Genomic DNA, 17,697 nt, shown 5'->3' with positions numbered 1-17,697 from the left:
CATCAACGAAGTCACTACAATTTTAGTGAATGAGAATTTAACTGAAAGCTCGGACGGCAAAAAATCCACCGGCGGCCGTCATGGCGGTGATAAAGCCGCCCCAGGCGAGATCGACGATGCTCATCAGCGGCGGCCAGTTCTTCAGCGTGGCGAGGTTCGTCACGTCATAGGTCCCGTAGGCGGCAAGCCCCAGGATCAGGCCGTAGATGACGGCGGTCCATAGGGACCCAGACGCGATCGCCGGAAGAACGGCGAGAACCACCACGGCTACGGCGAAGAAAAGATAGAAGATCGCGGCAATGCCGAAATTCGGTGACGGCAGCATTAGATCGCCCAGTTGATCGCGATAGAATGTCCGGGCGACGAGGCCGAGCCATATGGCATCCAACACGAGCAGCGTACCAAATGAACCGGCATAGGCGACGAGAGCTGTTTTCATGATCCTGTCCTGACGTTTGCCTCTCTGTACGTGCTCTACACGGATTGGATTGCCTATCGCGCGAATTCCACAAATCGTTGAACTCTTTACGACCCCGGGCGTTTGCTTCTTGTTCACGAGCACAGATTTGTGCTCCCGAGTGCGGGATCCGCACTCAGCAAAAAAGATCAAGGAGACTGATATGGCTGACATCAGAGTGCCGCGAAATTCCTGGGTTGTGGTGTGCGACGGAGGCAAGGCTCTGATTATGCAGAATGACGGCGACGTTAGCGGCGTCGATCTCAAGGTCAGGGAAACCCTGGCGCAACCGAACGAGCCCGATCGCGAAATCGGCACCGACAAGCCCGGCCGGGCGCACAATGCGGATGGCCGTGGCAGCGCGGTCGAGGAACTGGATTGGCACGATCAGGCCGAGGCCGAATTCTTGAAGCAGATCGCGTTCAAGCTGGATGATCTGATCATCGAGAAGGATGCGACCAACATCGTGCTGGTGGCGCCGCCGCGCGCGCTCGGAACACTTCGTTCCAACCTCAGCGTCGAGGCGCAGGCCATTATCTCGGCCGAAATTCCCAAGGATTACACGAACCTGCCGATCGACCAGATCGAGCGGCGCTTGGCGGCCTGACGATATCAGGCGAAGCCGGAGCGGGCGCGAGCCCGCTCTTTTTCCATGGGTGACTGGTCCTAGTTTTCGAAGCTCAGGCGCAGTACGTGGTGCAGGAATTCCGGATTGATCAGCATGTTGAAGCTGATCGTCGCAAGGTCGCCCTCACGCTTGACCAGCGTCGCACCGATCTCGTCCTGGATGCCGAGAATTTCGAGGAAGAAATGGTTCGGCATTTCGATCGACGCATTCACTTCGAGCGTCGCGCCGGCGAGCGTGATGCTGCGGATCAGGCAGCGGAGTTGGGTAGCGGTGCTGAGGTGATGGCCGACGAAAATGATCTTGCCGGGGCGATCGAGCGCGAATTCCCGGTAAGCCTGCTCCGGTTCGGGATGTGCAGTATCGAGGTGCATCTGAAAGGCCATGGTCGCCTCCGCTGGTTGTCTGGTTTCAATCTAGGGCAAGTGTGCTGAATAGTTCTGAAAAAGATCTTTAAAACTAGATGCTTATGTAGATTGTGGCGCTCGGAAGTCCCATTTTTAGGCAATATTCGGCGCATTTGCCGGAAATTTGCGCAGGTTGACAGATACGCGTCCCTGCCTCATACCGAAAACCGGTTAGAGACGCCTGCCGCTCGCGGATGAAAATCCATGGTGAAGATCTCCTGAAATGAACGGTCACAGCCCTCTGTGCATGCTGACTGGTGGCAATGCGAGCTCCCAACTGCTTCGAACAGCATGCCTTTTTGAAAGGCTGAACCATGAAATATCCTTCGATCGACGATTTGAAGGCGCAGGCAAAGCGATTACGTGGCGCCATGGAATCCAGCGGCACACCGATATCGCATAGCGCGGCACTCGAGCTGATCGCCAGCCAGCACGGCGTCCGCGACTGGAACACGTTATCGGCGCTGGCAAGCAGGCCCAATACGACGCCGCTCGCCGCACTCACAGTCGGCGCACGCGTCAGCGGCCGCTACCTCAACCAGCCGTTCACCGGCAAGATCCTGGCGCTCGGCGAACAATCCGGCGGCCTGCACAAGTTGACGCTTCATTTCGACGAGCCCGTCGACGTGGTCACCTTCGAGAGCTTCTCGGCCTTTCGCCAGAGGGTCAACGCGCAGGTCGACGAGAACGGCGTTTCCCCGCGCAAGACCTCGAACGGCCTGCCGCAGCTGGTGCTCGACATCTGAGGCCGCGTGGCTGAAACGAAAAAGCCGCGCTGTCGAGGCGCGGCTTTTGTCGTCATGCTTCCGGTCTCAGGCCTTGAGCAGCCATTCATGCTCCGGCGCGTTGTAGAACTTCCAGACGCGCTTCGGGCCGGCCATCACGTTGAGATAGTAGAGATCGTAGCCGTGCGTGGCAGCGCAAGGGTGATACCCCTTCGGCACCAGCGTCACGTCGCCATCTTCGAGAACCATCGCCTCGTCGAGCGACCGGTCGTCGGTATAGACGCGCTGGAAGCCAAAACCCTGCGGTGGGTTCAGGCGGTGATAATAGGTCTCCTCGAGGAAGCTCTCGTTCGGCAGGTTGTCCTGGTCGTGCTTGTGCGGCGGGTAGGAGGAGGTATGCCCGCCCGGCGTGATCACCTCGACCACAAGCAGCGAATAGGCCGATGCGTCATCCTCCGGCATGATGTTGTTGACGTAGCGCACATTGGTGCCCTTGCCGCGCGTCAGCGCCGGATGCGTGCCCGGCGGAATCGCCTTCGCCTCGTATGCGCCACCGCCCGGCGCCGAGCAGACCGCCAGCTCCAGATCGGTCTCGGCCGTCACCGACCATGCCGATTCCATCGGGATGTAAAGCGCATGCGGCGCTCCGTCGAACGGGCTCATCCGCTCGCCGAGCGTGCCGAAATCCCTGATACCGGCGCTGGCCTTGCCCTTGCCGCTCACCCAGACGAGGCAGACCTCGCGCTCACCGGTCTCCCCCGACACGGTCTCCCCCGCCTTCAGCCGATGCATGTCGAAGCCGACATAGGTCCAGCCGGCGCTCTCGGGCGTCACATGCGTGACGCGGCCGTGCGTGCCTGTTGGTTTGACTTTGAGGTTTGGCATTTGTTTCTCCTCGTGAACATTCGTGGGTGTGGCGCCCCCTCTGTCCTGCCGGACATCTCCCCCACAAGGGGGGAGATCGACATGCGGTGAGGTTTACGCCAAACAATGAAGGTAGAGCGAGCGGCTGCGCCCAGCCAATCTCCCCACCTGTGGGGGAGATGCCCGGCAGGGCAGAGGGGGGTATCCCACCCACCGTTCTCGCGTAAGATTACCCCTTCGGAAACCCTTCCGTCTCCACCGTATACCCGGCAGCCGTCATCACCCGCATCAGTTCGGCGTGACCGATCTCCGCCATCTTCTGCGGCGGCGCCTTGCGTGGGTCCTGCTCGGCCTCGACGACGAACCAGCCCTCGTAGCCGTAATCGGCAAACCGCTTCACGATCGCCCCGAAATCGAGCGACCCGTCACCCGGCACCGTGAAGGCGCCGAGCGCCACGGCGTCGAGGAAGGACTGCCTGCTGCGGTCGAGACCGTCGACCACCGACTTGCGGATGTCCTTGACGTGGACATGGTTGATCCGGGCGTGGTGGTTGTCGATGGCGCGTAGCACGTCGCCGCCGGCAAAGGCGAGGTGGCCGGCATCGAGCAGCAGCGGAATGCCGGCGCCTGAGTTGCGCATGAAGGCGTCGAGTTCCGGCTCGGTCTCGACCACGGCCGCCATGTGGTGGTGGTAGGAGAGCGGCATGCCCTGTTCCGCGCACCATTCGCCAAACTGCGTGACCTTGCGGGCATAAGCCTTCATCTCGTCGTCGGAGAGTTTCGGCTTGGTGGCAAGCGGCTTGGAGCGGTCGCCCTGGATCGAGCGGCCGACTTCGCCATAGACGATGCAGGGCGCATCGACGGCCTTGAAGAGCTCGATCATCGGCTGGATGCGATCCTTGTTGGCCGAAAGCTCCTCATCAACCAGCGTGCCGGAAAACCATCCGCCGCAGAGCGTCACGTCGGCGGCCTTCAGGATCGGCAGCATCTCGCGCGGATTATTGGGGAACCGGCGTCCCTGTTCCATGCCGGTAAAGCCTGCGCCGCGCGATTGGCGCAGGCATTCCTCCAGCGATACGTCGTCGCTGAGCTCAGGAAGATCGTCGTTCCACCACGCGATGGGCGACATGCCAAGTTTGGCTTTCATTGTTGTTTCTCCTCAAATGTTTGTGCCCGGAGCCCCCTCATCCCCGGTGCAACTAGTTGCACCTGACCTGCCGCCACCTTCTCCCCGAGGGGAGAAGGGGAGATCGGAGCGAGCGCCTCACCACGATTCTCTTCTCCCCAACGGGGAGAAGGTGCCGGCAGGCGGATGAGGGGGGCCACTTGCTCTAATGCTTCAAATCACCCAATCCGCTGTGCTTCCCGCGCCTTCACGTAGTTGGCGCGAGCCTTGTTGACCTCCTCGCGCGAACTGACCTCCGGCACAGCCACATCCCACCAATGCCCGCCGGCCTCCGTCGTGATCAGCGGATCCGTATCGATCACGAACACTGACGTCCGGTCGTTCTTTTTCGAATCGATGATCGCCTGCTCAAGCTCGGCGATCGAAGACACCTTGACCGCGATCGCCCCCATGCTTTCGGCATGTGCGCGGAAGTCGATGTCGGGCATCACCTCGTGATAGGAGTCCTTCAACAGGTTGTTGAAGTTGGCGCCACCTGTGCCCATCTGCAGCCGGTTGATGCAGCCGTAGCCGCGGTTATCCAAGAGGACGATGTTGAGCTTCAGGCCCAGCATCACCGAGGTCGCGAGCTCGGAATTCAGCATCATGTAGGAGCCGTCGCCGACCATGACAATGACGTCCTTGTCGGGATGCGCCATCTTGGCGCCGAGGCCGCCGGCGATCTCGTAGCCCATGCAGGAGAAGCCGTATTCCATGTGGTAGCTGCCGGGCACGGTGGCCGGCCACAGCTTGTGCAATTCGCCCGGCAGGCCGCCCGCCGCACAAAGCGCGATCGCGTTCTCGCCGCCGATGGTGCGGGTGACCGCGCCTATCACCTGGGCGTCGGAAGGAAGCGCGGCATTGGTTGATGCCGTCGCCTTGGCGGCGGCTTCCATCCAGATCTTCTTTTCCTTCTCGGCCTTCGCCGCTAGCGCCGCCGGAGCCTTCCAGCCGGAAAGACCCTCGGAGATCGCCTTCAACCCTTCGCGCGCATCGGCCACCAGGGGAAGCCCGTCATGTTTGACGGCGTCGTAGGCGGCGATGTTGAGGCCGAGGATGGAGAGCTTCTCATTCTTGAAAAGCGCCCATGAGCCGGTGGTGAAGTCCTGGCAGCGTGTGCCGACAGCAATCAACAGGTCTGTCTCCTCGGCAAGCGCGTTGGCCGCCGATGTGCCGGTCACGCCGACCGAACCGAGCGCCAGCGGATGCCGCTCGTCGATCGCCGACTTGCCGGCCTGCGTGACGACAACAGGAATGCCGTGCGCATCTGCGAACTCTGTCAGTTCCTTCGTCGCCTGCGAATAGAGCACACCGCCGCCAGCGATGATCACGGGCTTTTCCGACTTCTTGATCAGCGCGATGGCGCTCGCCAGCTCGTCCGCATCGGGGCGAGGGCGCCGCGTGGTCCAGATGCGCTCCTCGAAGAAGCTCTCCGGATAGTCGAAGGCTTCCGCCTGAACATCCTGGCAAAGCGACAGTGTCACCGGGCCGCAATCATAAGGATCGGTCAGCACCTGCATGGCGCGCTTCAGCGCCGAGATGATCTGTTCTGGCCGGGTGATACGGTCGAAATAGCGCGAGACCGGGCGGAAGGCGTCGTTGGCCGAAACCGTGCCGTCGCCGAAGTCCTCGATCTGCTGCAGCACCGGATCCGGCGCGCGGTTGGCGAAGACGTCGCCTGGGAGGAAGAGCACGGGAATGCGGTTGACATGCGCCACGCCCGCCGCCGTCACCATATTGAGCGCGCCGGGGCCGATCGATGTCGTGCAGGCCATGAAGCGCTGACGGAAGCTCGCCTTGGCATAGGCGATCGCCGCATGCGCCATGCCCTGCTCGTTATGGGCGCGATAGGTCGTCAGCTCGCCGCGCACCTGATAGAGCGCCTCGCCGATGCCCGCGACATTGCCATGGCCGAAGATCGCCCAGACGCCGCCGAAGATCGGCACCGTCTTGCCGTCGATGACGGTCATCTGCTTCTTCAGAAAGTGGGTGACGGCCTGCGCCATCGTCAATCGTACAGTCTTGCCCATAAGGCTCCTCCCGCAATTCTCGTATCCGTTTTCCTCTCCCCAACGCCTCGCCTGACGCACCGGGCTGGGGAGGGGTCTATTCGTAATTAAGAAGCTAGCCCGCGTGTTTTCAACCAGGCTTCGGTTAGTTCACGGAAGCGTCCGGCCATGTCGGCGACCGCCTGCTCGTCGTTGATCTTGCCCGACAGCCAGGCGCGTGCCGCATCCGAAAAGATCGTCCTCCCCACGGCAAAGCCCTTGACCGAAGGGGCTGCCAGCGTCGCCTCGAAGCCCTTCACCAGCTCGTCCGCCGGCGCCTCCAGCCCGAGCAGCACGATGCCGCGGCACCAGGGGTCATTCTTGGCGATCACGGCGTCGATCTTCTTCCACGCCGCGCTCGATGCCTGCGGCTCCAGCTTCCACCAGTCCGGCTTGATGCCGAGCGCATAGAGCTCTTCCATCGCCGTAGAGATGGTGTCGTCGTTGAGCGGCCCGTTCTTGCTGGCTATGATCTCGACCAAAAGCTCGCGGCCAACCTTGCGCGCCGCCTCGAATAGCGTCCGCAGCTTCTCCTGCTGTTCGATCTTCAGCTCTGCGGGATCGTCGGGATGATAGAAGCACAGGCACTTGATGCAATGATCGAGCGGCCATTCGACCAGTTGCGAGCCGATATCCTGGCTGAACTCGAAACGCAGCGGTTTCGAGCCCGGCAGCTCGACCGGTCGTCCGATCCAGGCGAAATTCTTGGTCGCTGCGTCGAAGAAGGCATCGCGCCCGAAGCGCTCGTCGATCAGCATCCCATAGCCGCTGCGGCCATCGGCGACGCGCGCGGCGGCTTCCACCGCCAGCCGCTTGAAGGCGACGATCTGCTTGTAGTCGACGCCGAGTTCGTCGCAGACGCTCGTCAGCTGCGAGCGATGATCGATGGCGAGCGCCATCAGAAGCGGGATGTCGCCCTTGCGGTTCGAGGCCCAGTGAATGTGGTTGATCGCCTCATCCTTGCGCAGCGCCCGATGCTTGCTGCCATTCTTCAGGAAGAAATCAAGTTCCGCCCAGGTCGGATATTCTGGCGAGCAAAGGAGGCGGGAGACCGCGAACGCGCCGCAGGCATTCGCCCAGGTCGCACAGGTCTTCAGCGGCTCATCCTTCAGCCATCCACGCAGGAAGCCCGACATGAAGGCATCGCCGGCGCCGAGCACGTTGAACACCTCGATCGGGAAGCCTTCGCCGACGATGCCGGCTTCGAGATCGTCCGAGATCGGCCCGTCATAGACGATGCAGCCCATGGCGCCGCGCTTCAAGACGATTGTCGCGGGCGACAGGCGCCGGATCTCCTTCAGCGCGCCCAGCACGTCGTCCGCGCCCGATGCAATCAGGATTTCTTCTTCCGTACCGACGATCAGATCGCAATCCGGCAGCGTCTCCTTCATCTTCGAAGATACGCGGTCCGACTTCACATAGCGTTCGAAGCCTTCCGCATGTCCGGCGAGACCCCACAGGTTCGGGCGATAATCGATGTCGAAGATCACCTTGCGGCCGTTGGCCTTGGCGATACGGATCGCCTTGCGCTGCGCCGCTTCCGTGTTCGGCCGTGAGAAATGCGTTCCCGACACCAGCACTGCGCGGGAGGACTTTATATAGGCTTCGTCGATATCCTCTTCTTCGAGCGCCATGTCGGCGCAGTCGGAGCGATAGAAGATCATCGGCGACACGCCTTCGGCCTCTACCGCCAGAAGCACCAGCGCCGTCAGGCGCTCCTTGTCGGTCACGATGCCGTCGGTCGCGACCCCCTCGCGTGCCGATTGCTCGCGAATGAAACGGCCCATCTGCTCATCGCCGACGCGGGTGATCAAGCCCGACTTCAGGCCGAGGCGCGCCGTGCCGATCGCGATATTCGCCGGGCAGCCGCCGACAGACTTGGCGAAGGACGCGATGTTTTCGAGTTTGGAACCGATCTGCTGGCCATAGAGATCGACCGACGAGCGGCCGATGGTGATCACATCAAGCGGCAGCCCCGGATTCGCGCCCGGTTGAGTTAGTGCCATCATGTCCTCCCGATCATTTTCAGTCCGGCGTGGATGTCCGCCGGTGATATTGATCAATGAAACATCGGTTCCGTTTGAATGTCAATTCAGAATATTTATTCCATTTTTGCTTTTTTGGATTTTGGCTGCCCCAGCTTTCGCCGCCGCTCGGCGATTGCCACCGGCAGCGCCATGGTGAGCGCCATCGAGGCCGAAAGCGAACGGAAGCCGGCAAAGTCGGCCTCCGCCACCTCGAACCAGCAGGCGGCGCTGGTGGCGAGCGGCGAGAAAGCCGAATCGGTGATGACGACAACAGGTACGCCGCGCTCCTTCAACATCTCGGCCTGACCGAGGCTCTCGGCGGCGTAGGGCGAAAAGCTCGCCGCGATCGCCGCATCCTTGGGCGTTGCGAACTGGACGGTCTCGGGGTCGACGCCATTGGGAGAAGCGACGATCTGGTGACGGATATTGAGCTTCGAGAAGGCGTAGCTCATATGCGCCGTCAGCGGATAGGAGCGGCGCTTGGCAATCAGATAGATGGTGTCGGCCGCCGCCAGAATGTCCACCGCCTTGCTGAACGTGTCCGACTGAACGGTCGCGGCCAGCCGGTTGATCGATTGGCCGGCGGCCGAGATGAAGCCGGAAAGCAGATTGGCGTCCTCGTCCTCGCCGCCCGATTGCTCCAGCGTAACCAGCCGCTCTTCGTATGTCAGCGTCCGGTCGCGCAGGCGCTCGCGAAAAATGCTCTGCAGGTCGGAAAAGCCCTCATATCCCAGATGATGCGCAAGCCGCACCAGCGTCGATGGCTGAACCTCGGAAGCCGACGCGATGCTTGCCGTCGTGCCGAAGGCGATCTCGTCGGGATTGGCAAGCGCGAAGGCCGCCACTTGCGCCAGGCGCTTCGGCATGGTCGCCTTGCGCTCGATGATCGTGCTGCGCAGGCTCTCGAAATCCCTGGGAACGCGAGAGGAGGCCTTGGGGTCGTTGTCCATGTGTTGATCCGAAAATGAAACGTATATTCCAGTTTCCCGACCATAGATGATTTCCATTTCCCCGCATATTTGTTTTTTATTCCGGGAATATCGAGCCATTTCCGCTGTTTGATTGCACTCGCCTGCTTCTTGGCTCGCTCGCCAGTCTTGTCAAAATGGTCCAAGCATTCCAAAATCATGATCGAAGCGGGAGGATATCATGAAGTCATTGGGCGTTGGCCGGTTCATTCTTGCGTCAGGTCACGGCCTCGGCTTCAACGATCTGAAGATCATCGAATGCCGCGAACTCATTCGTGCGATTTCCGGTGAGCCGTCGGTGATCGTCACATTCGAAGACGGTCTTAGGATAGAAAAGTCTGTTCACGCCATGGCAGAGTCCTATCACCAGCGCCGCTGGATCGAGATCGCCTGACGGCGCTCCGCTCCGGTTGACGACGCAAGGGGCAGGGGATAGGCCTTTGCTCGATACAGTGAATGCGGGAGTGATATCGTGACGGACAGATTGGTGATTATCGGCGCGGGTCAGGCAGGCTTTGCAATGGCGGCCAAGCTTCGTGCGCTCAAGGATACCAGGCCCATCACCATTCTTGGCGCCGAGGACGTGCTGCCTTACCAGCGCCCACCGCTCACCAAGAAGTATCTGCTCGGCGAAATGAGCTTCGACCGCCTGCTGTTTCGCCCCGAGCAGTGGTTCACCGACAACGACGTGGAGATTCGTCTCTCCACATGGGTCGAGCAGATCAAGCGCGACAAGAAGCAGGTCGTGCTCCAGGATGGCTCCACGATTGACTACGGCACGCTGGCGTTGACGACGGGCTCTACGCCGCGTGGGCTGCCGGCGGCGATCGGTGGCGATCTCGAAGGCGTATATGTCGCCCGCGACAAGCGCGACGCGGATCTTCTGGCCGCCGAAATGCGCCCCGGCCGCCGCGTCCTTATTATAGGCGGCGGTTATATCGGCCTCGAGGCCGCTGCCGTTGCGCGCCATTTGGGCCTTGAAGTCACCGTCATCGAAATGGCTGACCGCATTCTCCAGCGCGTCGCTGCCAAGGAGACCGCGGATATCATGCGCGTCATCCACGAAGAGCATGATGTGCAGATTCGCGAAAAGACTGGCCTCAAGCATCTGATCGGCCGCGACGGCAAGCTCGTTGGCGCCGAACTCTCCGATGGCTCGATCATCGATATCGATTTCGCCATCGTCGGCATCGGCGTGACGCCGAACGACCAGCTCGCCAAGGAATCGGGCCTTGAGGTCGCGAACGGCATTGTCGTCGATGAATTCGCGCGCACCTCCGATCCGTCGATCTTTGCGGCCGGCGATTGCGCGGCACTTCCCTGGCAGGGCGGGCGCATCCGTCTCGAATCGGTGCAGAACGCCGTCGACCAGGCCGATGCGGCTGCCGCCATCATTTCCGGCGGCAATGCGCCCTATGAGCCGAAGCCATGGTTCTGGTCCGATCAATATGACGTGAAGCTGCAGATCGCCGGCTTCAATCTCGGCTATGACGAAACGCTGCTCCGCCCGGGCGCCCGCGAAGGCGCGCATTCGATCTGGTACTTCAAGTCAGGCAAGTTCATCGCCGTCGATGCGATCAATGATGCCAAGGCCTATGTCAGCGGCAAGAAGATGTTGGAACTCGGCATAAACCCCGACAAGTCCATCCTCGCCGATGGGTCTTCCGATCTGAAGCAATTGCTGGCTTAGAAATAAGCCGCTTTTTCTTCAGGGGCAAAGCCGAAAAAGCGCTTGCGTCCCCCAGCGAATGACTCTATCAGGCTCTCGACCGGAGAGGTGGCCGAGTGGTCGAAGGCGCTCCCCTGCTAAGGGAGTATACCCGAGAGGGTATCGTGGGTTCGAATCCCATCTTCTCCGCCATCATCCCAAATGTCCGACACGGACGCATGGGTACTGCTCCTTAGTCGAGCGTTTTTTCCAAACAGACACTTCAGTGATTATGCGTCGAACATACGTGGTCGTGCGCGCGCATCTCTGCGCGGCGGACCTTGTCGTCATCTCCATGACACGACGATGACAGTGCCGCACAGAATCGCTTCGAGAATCATCGAACGCTCCGCAAGCGATTCCGCATGGGCGTCTCTGCCGATCTGTCACGCCGCTTATTCATTCACCTGCTAAAATCCTTGGCTATCCCGCCGAATCCGGCCGGAAAACGGTACCAATGTGGCACATCGCCGGGTTCCGCCGTGCTGTCGGTTGACACTAAACCCCCGCAAAACCAGGGCTTTCTTAACGAAGTATAAACAAACGGAATGGCCGCATGTCGTATTTGTGACCTTTCAGCAACAGCGCATACGGAAGGCTGTCGTAAATCCCCCAATCGAACAAGTTGGTGATTGCGTGACAGGCCGGGTCTTGTATTTTCAACTTCGGAAGCGAGGGCGGTTGATCGTCCGACTTCTTGAAACACGGTGACGGGGCAGGGAACGCTGCCAAAACGGCGAAAACCCGGATCCGATTGAAACTTTGAATTGGAGGTCAATATGAACATCAAGAGCCTACTTCTCGGCTCCGCAGCTGCCCTGGCAGTTGTATCCGGCGCTCAGGCTGCTGACGCGATTGTTGCAGCTGAACCGGAAGCAGTAGAATACGTTCGCGTTTGCGACGCATACGGCACCGGCTACTTCTACATCCCGGGCACGGAAACCTGCCTGAAGATCAACGGTTACATCCGTTTCCAGGTTGATGCTGGCAAGGATGCTTCCGGTACGTCTGACTGGGATTCGTTCACTCGCGGCCAGGTTCAGTTCACGGCTAAGAGCGACACCGAGTACGGTCCGCTGACCGGCGTTATCGTTCTGCAGACGGACGCTGACAACGCTACGCAGCAGTCTTCCTACCTCGACTCTGCTTACATCGACATCGCCGGCTTCCGCGCTGGTCTGTTCTACAGCTGGTGGGACGATGGTCTCTCTGGCGAAACCGACTCGCTTGCTTCTGGCCCGACCCTGCACAACTCCATTCGTTACCAGTATGAGTCTGGCGACTTCTACGCCGGTATCTCGGTTGACGAACTGGAAGACAGCATTCACTCGAGCCTCGGCGAATCCGCGAACAACGTTGGTATCGCTGCTGGTATCGGTGGCAAGGCTGGCGCATTCAGCTACCAGCTGATCGGCGGCTACGACACGGATACCGAAGAAGGTGCAATCCGCGGTATGGCTACGGTCGCAGTTGGTCCGGGCACCCTCGGCCTCGCAGCTGCTTGGGCTTCTGGCCCGAACGCCTACTACGAAGAGTCGGAGTGGACGATTGCTGCTGAATACGCCATTCAGGCAACCGACAAGCTGAAGATCACCCCCGGTGTTCAGTACTTCGACAACTACCGCAACGGTGGTTATGTATCTGGCGGTCGTTTCACCACCACCACCGACTTCTCGGACCAGGACATCTGGAAGGCTGGCGTAACGCTCGACTACCAGATCGTAGAAAACTTCTACGCCAAGGCTTCGGTACAGTGGCAGGACCACACGTCGGCAACGAACGACGACGACAACTGGTCGGGTTACTTCCGTCTGCAGCGTGCATTCTAATCTGATCTGACTTCGGTCTAATCAGGAAAGCCCGGTTCGCAAGAACCGGGCTTTTTGCATTCTTGGCGGTGTGCAAGTTGCACTGGAAAGCTTGTCGTCTGAAGGTTCGGATCGGAGCGCTATGTCGCCGTCAGAAAAGTCCGGATGCTCTGGAGCGCCGGCTCCGAATGCAGCAAAGGCGGGTGGCCTTGGCCGGGAACTCTAACGATCCTGAGATTGGAATGCCTATCAGCCATCGCTGTTAGTGTGTTCTCGGAAAGCAATGCCGAATTCTTCCCGCGAACCACCATCAGAGGCAGGCGTGCAAAACGCTCATATTGCGCCCAGAGGTCCGGCACCGGCTTGGTGAAATCGATAGACAACAGCTGCCTGGCAATCGCGGGATCGACATCGGGCACGAGCTGACCATCGATGTCGCGAAAGATTGCCGTCGCCATCTCCGCCCAGTCGCTATCCGACAGGGCAGGGAATTCGGCGCTATGCCGCAGCTTCAGCAGCGCGGCCGCCTCTTCCATAGCGCTCGGAAGCCGTGCGGCGTTGAGATCGTCGCGGATCTTCATCAATCCGCCAGCCTCGATAACCGGGCCGATATCATTAAGAACCACTGCGGCCACCAGATCAGGGTTCATTCCCGCAAGCAGGTGCAGGATTAGCCCGCCGCGCGATGTGCCGATGAAGGCGGCGCGGCCGATGTCGAGATATGTGCAGGCTTCGACGACATCGCGGGCTTCGACGGCGAGGTTGTAGTTGTCCTTGTTCTCGTCCCAGTCGGAGAGGCCGCGGCCTCGGTAGTCAAGAGCAATCACCCGTCTTGGAGCAACCGGATCCCGCGAAAGGATCAGCGCCAGCGCGTGGAAGTCGCGCGAATTCCGCGTGAGCCCAGGAAGACAGATCAGCGGCAGCCTGTCTTCGGTTGCCTCAGCGGGTGGATCATAGTCCCGCAGATGCAGCGTCAGGCCATCGCTGGATACGAAAGTCCGGTCCTTAAAGGCTTGGCTGTCGCTATCGTCCATCGTCTCTCCCCGCTTTGACGAGAGACTAGCCTGCGCTGCACCAGCAGGCAAACAACGCTTTAGGACGCGTTGCGTCCGCCGATCAGGTCCTGCTGGATGCTGGCGGGCTGGCCGAGGCGGGCCTTGTAGACCTCGTAATTCTCCATCACCCGCTGCACATAGTTGCGCGTTTCGGGGAAGGGGATGCGTTCGATCCAGTCCACGACGGCGTCGATCGATTTGCCGCGCGGATCGCCATAACGGCGGATCCATTCCGGCACGCGCTTCGGCCCGGCATTATAGGCGATGAAGGTCATGATGTAGGAGCCGCCGAAGGCGTCAATCTGCTCGCCGAGATAATGCGCGCCGAGCGTCGCGTTATAGCCGGCATCGGCTGTCAGCTTGTCCTTGGAATAGGCGATGTTGTGGCGCTTGGCGACGGCCATCGCCGTTCCGGGCAGGATCTGCAGCAGGCCGCGCGCATCGGCGATGGAAACGGCAGTCGGATTGAAGGCGCTTTCCTGCCGGGCGATCGCGTAGGCGAGCGCCTTGCCGGAGCCCGAGATGTTGGCTGTGCCGGGAATAACGCCGATCGGGAAGGCCAGCGCCGCGACATCAACGCCGCGCGCATAAGCACTCTTGCCGATCTGCAGCGACAAATGATGGTCGCCGGAGCGCTCGGCCTGCGCGGAGAGGATGGCGAGTTCACCGGGGCTCTGCATCTGCTCGCCAAGCGCGAGATAAAGTGCGTTAGCCCGCCAGCCATGGCCGGCGGCGTCGAGTCGGGCGATGGCCTGCACAGCCTCGCGCGCCTGATAGCGCTGACGGTCGGCCGGACTGGGTGAGGGGTAGCTGACATTGATCGTCTTGCGGCCAAGCTTCTCGCCGGCAAGCTGGCCGTAGAAGGTGGTCGGATAGCCCGCGGCCTTGGCGTAGAATTCGGCAGCCTTGCCGGCACCACCCGCTTCTGCCGAGCGTCCCATCCAGTAGTAGGCGCGCGACACGGAAATCGGGCCGTTCGAGAAGTCGAGGATCTTGCGGAAATGCGCCTGCGCCGTCGTCGGGTCCTGCAGCCCGCGCAGCGCGTACCAGCCGGCATGGAATTCGGCCTCGACGATATCGGTCGGCGTCGTCGCCGCGTATTTCGAAACGATGCCATAGGCGAGCTTGAACTGCCCCTGATCGACCAGCCCCCGGCTGACGATCCGCTGCTCGTTCCACCATTCGCCGGCATTGACGAGTTCGTCGCGGTCGCGCGGCATCTGCTGCAGAAGCTTGGCGGCCTCCGGATACTTCTCCTGCTTGCGCAGATATTCGATGCGCGCGAAGAGATAGCCCGGATCGCCGTTCCATTTGCCGTCGACGCCGGCAAGAAGCGCGCCGGCGTTCGGCGCCTTGTTGGCGACGGCTTCCCATGCCTTGTAGAGCGACTGAGCCTGCCCGAGATCGCCGAAGCGCTTGGCCTGCGCCGTGCGGTTGCGATACATCAGGTATTCCATGCGCGCCTTGTGATCCACAACGGTGAGCAAGCCCGCGAACTCGGCCAGAATCTTGTCTTCTGTCGCCTTGTCCAGCGTCTCGCCGCGCCAGACCTTGCGCATATATTTCGCCGCCTGCTGCTGCTTGCCGGTGGCGACAAGCGCGCGCGACAGGATCATCGCGCCTGACGTGGTCTCCGGAGCGGTTTCGCCGAAGGCTGCTAGAACCGCTGAAGGCGAGGGGTTTTCGTCATAGAGCGCACGTTCGGAGTATATCCTGAGCTTTGCCAGCCCAGGCCAGCCCTTCAATTCCTGGGCAGCGGTGGCGATCTCGACCGAGGGTACGCCCTTCTGCCCGGAAACGGCGATCGCCCAGGTCAGGATGTGTCGGTCGAGCGTGCCCTGCGCCATGCCGTCGCGGATCGAGATTGCCTGCATCGGGTCCTTGGCGGAGAGCGCGTCGAGGCCGGTCTTCAGGTCGCTGTTGACGGGGGCGATTGCCTGGCGACGCGGGACCGCGCCTGTCGTCATCGATTCCGGCAGCGAGGTCTGCGGCATGTAACCGATCGGCCGGACGTCGGGAACGGGCGCGTCCTCGCCTGGGAGCTGCGCGGCAAATGTGCCCCATGCGGCGGCCGTCAGGCCGAGCGCGGACAGGATCAGAACAGCTCTCTTCATCAGGGATACTCGCAATGGAAACGCGTCCATACATTTGCTGGGACGCATATTAACGAAACCTTACCGAAGCCCTTCAATTTCATTCACATTTGCGATCGGAATTTGTTGCAACGAAGCTCTGTACGCTTGTCGGACCCTTTTTGGCGCACTATGGTGCGCTCCTTCGTATTCAAGGAATGCGGCCGAAGCATGGATTGCGGTCGTAAGGAGTTCTGCATGTTCCAGGGATCCATTCCCGCACTCGTCACGCCTTTCACCGATGCTGGCCTTGTCGATGAAGCGGCCTTCGCCGCCCATGTCGACTGGCAGATCAAGGAAGGCAGCAGCGGTCTCGTTCCAGTCGGAACGACCGGCGAATCCCCGACCCTGTCGCATGCCGAACACAAACGCGTGGTCGAACTCTGTATCGAGGCCGCCGCCAAGCGCGTTCCCGTCATGGCTGGTGCCGGCTCCAACAACACCCGCGAAGCCGTCGAACTTGCCCAGCATGCCGAAAAGGCCGGTGCCGATGCTGTCCTAGTCGTCACGCCTTATTACAACAAGCCGACGCAGAAGGGCCTCTACGCCCATTTCGCGGCGATCGCCGAAGCCATCAAGCTGCCGATCTACATCTACAATATTCCGGGCCGCTCGGTCATCGACATGACGCCGGAAACCATGGGCGCGCTTGCGAGGGCGTACGGCAACATCGTCGGCGTCAAGGACGCGACCGGCAAGATCGAACGCGTCTCCGAACAGCGCATCACCTGCGGCAAGGATTTCCGTCAGCTCTCCGGTGAAGACGCAACCGCGCTCGGCTTCAACGCCCATGGCGGCGTCGGCTGCATCTCGGTCACGGCCAATGTCGCCCCGCGTCTCTGTGCCGAATTCCAGGCCGCGACGCTGGCCGGCGATTTCGCCAAGGCCCTTGAGTATCAGGACCGCCTGATGCCGCTGCACAAGGCGATCTTCCTGGAGCCGGGCCTCTGTGGCGCCAAGTACGGCCTGTCGAAGATCCGCGGCATGAACCGCACGGTTCGCTCGCCGCTGGTCTCCTCGCTGGAGGCAAGCACGGAAGCCGCACTCGATGCGGCGCTGCGCCACGCCGGCTTGCTGAACTGATAGCCTGCTGAACCGATGAAACGCGCGGCCTTCACAAAGATGGGCCGCGCCTCTACATAAAGCCGAGAAGTGCGGGCGCGGATATCGCGCCCCCGAGAAATTGGAATTTGTCATGGCCCCCAAAGGCAGCCAGCGCGTCGTCAAGAAGATCGTCGCCGAAAACCGCAAGGCGCGCTACAACTACGAGATCGTCGATACCTACGAGGCTGGCTTGGTGCTGATGGGCACCGAGGTTAAGTCGCTGCGCGAGGGCAAGGCCAATATCGCCGAATCCTACGCATCGGACGAGGGTGGCGAGATCTGGCTGATCAATTCCTATCTGCCGGAATATCTGCAGGCCAACCGCTTCAACCACGAGCCGCGCCGCCGCCGCAAGCTGCTGCTGTCGGGACGCGAGATCAACCGTCTGCGCGCCGGCATCAATCGCGAAGGCATGACGCTCATCCCGTTGAAGATCTATTTCAACGATCGCGGCCGCGCGAAGATGGAGCTGGCGCTCGCCAAGGGCAAGAAGCTACACGACAAGCGCGAGTCTGAAAAAGAGCGCGATTGGAACCGGCAGAAGAGCCGGCTTCTCAAGGACAATGGCTGATCAAATAGCCGCCTGAATCAAAACCGCGGCAAT

The 17,697-nt window shown here is 61.0% G+C and carries 15 protein-coding genes, 1 tRNA gene and 1 pseudogene; 8 read left to right on the top strand and 9 right to left on the bottom strand.

Annotated elements, in window-relative coordinates:
• Nucleotides 1-37: 37 nt before the first annotated feature.
• Nucleotides 38-439, bottom strand: coding sequence for a DUF2177 family protein (locus ACCD05_RS14685; RefSeq protein WP_018898833.1), 402 nt, complete (start codon nt 437-439; stop codon nt 38-40).
• Nucleotides 440-620: 181 nt separating this feature from the next.
• On the opposite strand from ACCD05_RS14685, the gene ACCD05_RS14680 reads away from it, so the two are divergent.
• Entirely contained in the window at nt 621-1,064 is a 444-nt protein-coding gene (locus ACCD05_RS14680; RefSeq protein ID WP_047513517.1) for a host attachment protein, read from the top strand.
• Nucleotides 1,065-1,123: 59 nt separating this feature from the next.
• Here ACCD05_RS14680 and ACCD05_RS14675 read toward each other — a convergent pair whose 3' ends face one another.
• Nucleotides 1,124-1,456, bottom strand: a complete 333-nt coding sequence (locus ACCD05_RS14675) for a hypothetical protein (RefSeq protein WP_026283067.1) — start codon at nt 1,454-1,456, stop codon at nt 1,124-1,126.
• Nucleotides 1,457-1,803: 347 nt separating this feature from the next.
• Between ACCD05_RS14675 and ACCD05_RS14670 the strand changes: the two genes are divergently transcribed.
• On the top strand, nt 1,804-2,235 hold the full coding sequence (locus tag ACCD05_RS14670; protein ID WP_413393559.1) for a glyoxalase superfamily protein: 432 nt from the start codon (nt 1,804-1,806) through the stop codon (nt 2,233-2,235).
• Nucleotides 2,236-2,301: 66 nt separating this feature from the next.
• Here the strand turns inward: ACCD05_RS14670 and iolB are convergent, their stop codons facing one another.
• The 5 genes from iolB to ACCD05_RS14645 all read right to left on the bottom strand — a co-directional run bounded on the left by iolB (nt 2,302) and on the right by ACCD05_RS14645 (nt 9,268).
• Nucleotides 2,302-3,099: a 5-deoxy-glucuronate isomerase gene (gene iolB, locus ACCD05_RS14665; RefSeq protein ID WP_413393557.1), complete on the bottom strand. Its 798-nt coding sequence runs from the start codon at nt 3,097-3,099 to the stop codon at nt 2,302-2,304.
• A 208-nt stretch (nt 3,100-3,307) separates the two neighbouring features.
• Nucleotides 3,308-4,225 carry a myo-inosose-2 dehydratase gene (iolE, locus tag ACCD05_RS14660; protein WP_413393555.1) on the bottom strand — a complete coding sequence of 306 codons (918 nt, stop codon included), beginning with the start codon at nt 4,223-4,225 and terminating at the stop codon, nt 3,308-3,310.
• Nucleotides 4,226-4,422: 197 nt separating this feature from the next.
• Nucleotides 4,423-6,273 (bottom strand): 3D-(3,5/4)-trihydroxycyclohexane-1,2-dione acylhydrolase (decyclizing), encoded by a 1,851-nt coding sequence (iolD, locus tag ACCD05_RS14655; protein ID WP_413393553.1) that lies wholly within the window; start codon nt 6,271-6,273, stop codon nt 4,423-4,425.
• Between the two features lie 86 nt (nt 6,274-6,359).
• Nucleotides 6,360-8,297, bottom strand: coding sequence for a bifunctional 5-dehydro-2-deoxygluconokinase/5-dehydro-2-deoxyphosphogluconate aldolase (locus ACCD05_RS14650; RefSeq protein WP_413393551.1), 1,938 nt, complete (start codon nt 8,295-8,297; stop codon nt 6,360-6,362).
• A 95-nt stretch (nt 8,298-8,392) separates the two neighbouring features.
• The gene (locus tag ACCD05_RS14645) at nt 8,393-9,268 is read right to left on the bottom strand and encodes a MurR/RpiR family transcriptional regulator (protein ID WP_112980841.1); all 876 of its coding nucleotides are present in this window, start codon (nt 9,266-9,268) and stop codon (nt 8,393-8,395) included.
• Nucleotides 9,269-9,488: 220 nt separating this feature from the next.
• On the opposite strand from ACCD05_RS14645, the pseudogene ACCD05_RS14640 reads away from it, so the two are divergent.
• The 4 genes and pseudogenes from ACCD05_RS14640 to ACCD05_RS14625 form a co-directional block, all read left to right on the top strand.
• Nucleotides 9,489-9,680, top strand: a pseudogene (locus ACCD05_RS14640) (gfo/Idh/MocA family oxidoreductase); the annotation flags it as partial.
• Nucleotides 9,681-9,758: 78 nt separating this feature from the next.
• Nucleotides 9,759-10,976, top strand: a complete 1,218-nt coding sequence (locus ACCD05_RS14635; RefSeq protein WP_413393549.1) for an NAD(P)/FAD-dependent oxidoreductase — start codon at nt 9,759-9,761, stop codon at nt 10,974-10,976.
• 81 nt (nt 10,977-11,057) lie between these two features.
• Nucleotides 11,058-11,147, top strand: a tRNA-Ser gene (locus ACCD05_RS14630).
• A gap of 626 nt (nt 11,148-11,773) precedes the next feature.
• Nucleotides 11,774-12,823: a porin gene (locus tag ACCD05_RS14625; RefSeq protein ID WP_047513658.1), complete on the top strand. Its 1,050-nt coding sequence runs from the start codon at nt 11,774-11,776 to the stop codon at nt 12,821-12,823.
• A gap of 119 nt (nt 12,824-12,942) precedes the next feature.
• Here ACCD05_RS14625 and ACCD05_RS14620 read toward each other — a convergent pair whose 3' ends face one another.
• On the bottom strand, nt 12,943-13,836 hold the full coding sequence (locus ACCD05_RS14620; RefSeq protein WP_413393546.1) for an alpha/beta fold hydrolase: 894 nt from the start codon (nt 13,834-13,836) through the stop codon (nt 12,943-12,945).
• 59 nt (nt 13,837-13,895) lie between these two features.
• Nucleotides 13,896-15,971 carry a lytic transglycosylase domain-containing protein gene (locus tag ACCD05_RS14615; protein ID WP_413393544.1) on the bottom strand — a complete coding sequence of 692 codons (2,076 nt, stop codon included), beginning with the start codon at nt 15,969-15,971 and terminating at the stop codon, nt 13,896-13,898.
• A gap of 216 nt (nt 15,972-16,187) precedes the next feature.
• Here ACCD05_RS14615 and dapA point away from each other — a divergent pair, with 216 nt between their 5' ends.
• Nucleotides 16,188-17,072 (top strand): 4-hydroxy-tetrahydrodipicolinate synthase, encoded by an 885-nt coding sequence (gene dapA, locus ACCD05_RS14610; RefSeq protein ID WP_413393543.1) that lies wholly within the window; start codon nt 16,188-16,190, stop codon nt 17,070-17,072.
• A 112-nt stretch (nt 17,073-17,184) separates the two neighbouring features.
• A complete protein-coding gene (gene smpB / locus ACCD05_RS14605; RefSeq protein WP_018898818.1) occupies nt 17,185-17,664 on the top strand; it encodes an SsrA-binding protein SmpB in 480 nt (159 codons plus the stop codon).
• Nucleotides 17,665-17,697 lie beyond the last annotated feature (33 nt).

The sequence above is a fragment of the Rhizobium sp. Rhizsp42 genome (assembly GCF_047304155.1).
In the GTDB taxonomy this organism is placed as follows: domain Bacteria; phylum Pseudomonadota; class Alphaproteobacteria; order Rhizobiales; family Rhizobiaceae; genus Rhizobium.
Note: the sequence above shows the minus strand (reverse complement) of the source record. Positions and strands in the feature narration are given on the sequence as shown.

Coding starts and splice junctions, on each gene's coding strand:
- ACCD05_RS14670 (WP_413393559.1), top strand. CDS start 1,804: ATGAAATATCCTTCGATCGACGATTTGAAGGCGCAGGCAAAGCGATTA.
- ACCD05_RS14625 (WP_047513658.1), top strand. CDS start 11,774: ATGAACATCAAGAGCCTACTTCTCGGCTCCGCAGCTGCCCTGGCAGTT.
- ACCD05_RS14615 (WP_413393544.1), bottom strand. CDS start 15,971: ATGAAGAGAGCTGTTCTGATCCTGTCCGCGCTCGGCCTGACGGCCGCC.
- ACCD05_RS14680 (WP_047513517.1), top strand. CDS start 621: ATGGCTGACATCAGAGTGCCGCGAAATTCCTGGGTTGTGGTGTGCGAC.
- ACCD05_RS14675 (WP_026283067.1), bottom strand. CDS start 1,456: ATGCACCTCGATACTGCACATCCCGAACCGGAGCAGGCTTACCGGGAA.
- dapA (WP_413393543.1), top strand. CDS start 16,188: ATGTTCCAGGGATCCATTCCCGCACTCGTCACGCCTTTCACCGATGCT.
- ACCD05_RS14620 (WP_413393546.1), bottom strand. CDS start 13,836: ATGGACGATAGCGACAGCCAAGCCTTTAAGGACCGGACTTTCGTATCC.
- smpB (WP_018898818.1), top strand. CDS start 17,185: ATGGCCCCCAAAGGCAGCCAGCGCGTCGTCAAGAAGATCGTCGCCGAA.
- iolE (WP_413393555.1), bottom strand. CDS start 4,225: ATGAAAGCCAAACTTGGCATGTCGCCCATCGCGTGGTGGAACGACGAT.
- ACCD05_RS14650 (WP_413393551.1), bottom strand. CDS start 8,297: ATGGCACTAACTCAACCGGGCGCGAATCCGGGGCTGCCGCTTGATGTG.
- ACCD05_RS14645 (WP_112980841.1), bottom strand. CDS start 9,268: ATGGACAACGACCCCAAGGCCTCCTCTCGCGTTCCCAGGGATTTCGAG.
- iolB (WP_413393557.1), bottom strand. CDS start 3,099: ATGCCAAACCTCAAAGTCAAACCAACAGGCACGCACGGCCGCGTCACG.
- iolD (WP_413393553.1), bottom strand. CDS start 6,273: ATGGGCAAGACTGTACGATTGACGATGGCGCAGGCCGTCACCCACTTT.
- ACCD05_RS14685 (WP_018898833.1), bottom strand. CDS start 439: ATGAAAACAGCTCTCGTCGCCTATGCCGGTTCATTTGGTACGCTGCTC.